The 3,411-nt window shown below is 33.7% G+C and carries 3 protein-coding genes and 1 pseudogene; all 4 read left to right on the top strand.

Translation table 11 applies throughout. The annotated features are described in order from the left end of the window. Positions 1-1,637, top strand: a pseudogene (locus HNS40_RS21835) (hypothetical protein); the annotation flags it as partial. Positions 1,638-1,647: 10 nt separating this feature from the next. Continuing rightward, positions 1,648-2,055: a hypothetical protein gene (locus HNS40_RS21840; RefSeq protein ID WP_172284838.1), complete on the top strand. Its 408-nt coding sequence runs from the start codon at positions 1,648-1,650 to the stop codon at positions 2,053-2,055. Further along, positions 2,042-2,653, top strand: coding sequence for a hypothetical protein (locus HNS40_RS21845; RefSeq protein ID WP_172284839.1), 612 nt, complete (start codon positions 2,042-2,044; stop codon positions 2,651-2,653). The genes HNS40_RS21840 and HNS40_RS21845 overlap by 14 nt, the downstream gene beginning before the upstream one ends. Continuing rightward, positions 2,643-3,302 carry a triacylglycerol lipase gene (locus HNS40_RS21850; protein ID WP_172284840.1) on the top strand — a complete coding sequence of 220 codons (660 nt, stop codon included), beginning with the start codon at positions 2,643-2,645 and terminating at the stop codon, positions 3,300-3,302. The genes HNS40_RS21845 and HNS40_RS21850 overlap by 11 nt, the downstream gene beginning before the upstream one ends. The last annotated feature ends 109 nt before the right edge of the window (positions 3,303-3,411 follow it).

A 3,411-nucleotide genomic window follows, 5' to 3' on the forward strand; every position in this document is an offset into this window, starting at 1 on the left:
ATCCTGCCCATACAGGTATGGTTGGATCCGATGGAGATGGTGATACTTGGCTTAATGTCTCAGCAATTGAAGTGCAGACTTATACTTCTTCGCTTTCTTCAACGGATAAATTAATCTTTGCAAGATCTGGTTCTCAATTGAAAAGCACAAAAATCTCCGATTTAAAAAACTATATGCAAAATAATTTGGATTTTGGTTCAGGTGGCGGAGGAACGGTTTCTCCTTGGGTAACTTCAGGTTTGAATATTTATAGATCAAGTGGTAATGTGGGGATTGGTATCTCAAGTCCTCAAGAGAAATTACATGTTAATGGGACTATCCAAGTGGAGGATGGTATAAAAATGATAGGTAGTACCAATAAGTTAGTATATGGAGAAAGTTCGAATAGTATTTTCCAGATTTCTAAAAATGTATTTGGTAAAGGAGTTGAGCCTCCTCCAGCCGGAACACAAACCAATATTATAACAATAGATGCTAATAACCGTGTAGGTATTGGAACGGATTCACCAAGTGCTAAATTGGATGTGGATGGAACAGCAAAAATAAACAATACCTTGACTGTTACTGGTGAAATTTTTGCTAATGATAATGTGGAGATTGCGCAAAGCTTAGATGTTAGTGAAGACATTAGTGTTGCCGGGAAATTGCAATTTGGCACAGGTTTATCGCAAATTACTTTTGGAAGCTATAATACAGCAAAGACATTTAAAATCCTTTCAAATTTCAACCCTCCAGGTAAAGGATTAATTCAAGGAATAGCTATTTCTTCGTCTGGAAGAGTTGGTATTGGAGTTGATAATCCTACGGCTAAGTTGGAAGTAAATGGAGGAATTGTTGCACAGGATGATTTAGATGTAAGAGGAGATATTATTACACAGGGTGGTATAAATGTAAATGGAACTACAAAAACCTCAGGTTTTCAAATGACAAATGGAAGTGATTTGGGGGGCAAAATCTTACAATCTGATGCTAGTGGAAATGCTTCTTGGGTAGCCCCAGGGACACTAAATGGTGTTGGAATATGGAGTGGTGATGCTAATGTAGCTTACTATAATGGTAGTGTTGGAATAGGGACTACAAGTCCAAGTGCATCACTTGATTTGGCTGATATTCATCCAGCAGGTTATCCTTTATTAAATGTAGGGAATGATTCTTATCTTACAGATGTTGAAAATGCAAATACATTAGGGGTTTATGGCATTCAGGATAATACAATTGGAGCTATAAAATTAGGAAGTAATGGTCCGAAACTTTATGGTGCAAATAACTGTCTTGCTATTGGAACTACTCAAACACCTTCAGATTATACTTTAGCTGTTGGGGGAACTATCGGTTGTACAAGAGTAGTAGTAAGAAGTGAAAATGATTGGCCTGCTTGGCCCGATTTTGTTTTTGCAGATAATTATATATTACCCGATTTATTGGAAATAGAATCATTTGTAAAAGAAAACAAACATTTGCCTGGTGTGCCTTCTGCTGAGACAGTTGCAAAAGAAGGGCTTGATTTAGTTGAAATAAATACTATCTTATTACAAAAAATTGAAGAGATTACTTTATTGATGATTGAACAACAAAAATCGATGGAAAAGCAACAAAAAGAAATTAATGAGCTTAAGAATCTTACAAACAAACTTTAAATAGTTAATTATGAAAAAAATTATATTAATTGTATTTGGGCTTGGAATAGTTTTAGGTATTAAAGCTCAAAATTATAGCCAAATACTAATAGGGCATAATTGGCAGGTGGTGTCTTTAAGTATTGAAGGTGAGTTGTTTGTGGATGCCGACAATACCTGTATGTACTCCACTGTAATTAGTTTTGTTGATGAAGCAAACTTAACTCTTGCAGGATCTTGTAGAAGTACATCCTCAGCCAATTTCGAGCTTTCAAATGATCTGTTGATTGTGGAGAATCCCATTAATGGTAACGATACACTAACAATAACAGAAATAACTGAGAATAGTTTTTCTACATTATTATTGAAAAGACCTATATTAAACGATAGTATTATTCTAGAACCAGTAAATATAATCACAAGCTATGAAAAACTATAGATTTTTATTTGTTTTAAGTATTCTTGCGATATTAATTGTTTTGTTTAATAGTTGTTGTAAGAAGCGTACATGCCCGGATATTTCTAGTGACGAAAGACAATGGATTCCATATAAAAATAATGACACCCTGATATTTAAAAATTTTGAAATAGATTCTGTTTTAAAATTTAGGGTTTATAACTATAGAGAGGAAGAATTAGATAAAAAAGATCCGGGAGAGTTTTGCTTTTCAAGTTGTTTATCAGGCATTCAGGTGAACTTAAGGACGATTGAAGTAGATGATGTGTTAGAGTCTCCGTTTTTTTTGGAAAAGTCGGATTCTGATATATTTGTGTTATGGAGTGTGAGCGGGTTATCATCAGGAATTGAGGAAAAACCTTCTATACATGCATTATTTGATCTAAGAAGGAGTTCGCTAATTGAAGAAATAGAAATTGCTAATCAGGATCTTCAAAATGTTTATGAATTTATAACTGATTCTACACACAATAGAGGTGTAAGGAAAACCTATGTGAAGAAAGGCATGGGCTTGGTAAAAATTGTTTTCAATGATGATCAACAGTATGAATTAATAAATCATATAAAAAATGAAAAATAAGGCATTTTATATAATACTTCTAATTTTTTTGTATCAACTATCAGTTTTGCATGCTCAGGATGATACGTTCGAAGTTATTGTGAATATCAATGAGAATAACGAAAATAAAACCATAAAAGGTGAGTGCTCTATTTGGTATGGAGAGAGGGAAAATGATGGTGTACTTATGAAACCATTTATTGTTTGCGAGGGTTTTGATCCACTGGGTATGCAAGATGCAGATCTTGTAAGAAGACAAGTTGATGAACCCTTTGATTTTGTTGACAATCTAATATGGGATTATAATTATGATGTTATCATCTTAGACCTTGATAAAAACACCATGGAAATAGAAAAGAATGCGGAATTGTTTATTAAATTAATTGAAACTATAAATTTAGAGCTAGAAGAAAACGGATCGATAAACAGGATAGATGCTTTAGGTGTGAGTATGGGTGGATTAATTATAAAGTATGCATTAGCAAAAATGGAACATGAAGGAGAGGACCATAGAGTTGAGCATTATGTTTCCTTCGATTCACCACACCTCGGTGCCAATGTGCCTCTAGGTTTACAGCAAATGCTCGATACTTATCTTGGGTCACTACTTTCTTTAGCAGAGGTGAATTCAGTATTAAACAATAGGGTTACCCATTTAGTTCACAAATAGTTGTATATGAGTATATTATTTTGTAAATTGTATTCAAATTCAGGAACGATGAGGATACTAAAAAACATTGATAGACAGACGTTTAAAGAAAGATTTACAACAAAAGAAG

The organism is Lentimicrobium sp. S6 (assembly GCF_013166635.1).
Taxonomy (GTDB): domain Bacteria; phylum Bacteroidota; class Bacteroidia; order Bacteroidales; family UBA12170; genus UBA12170.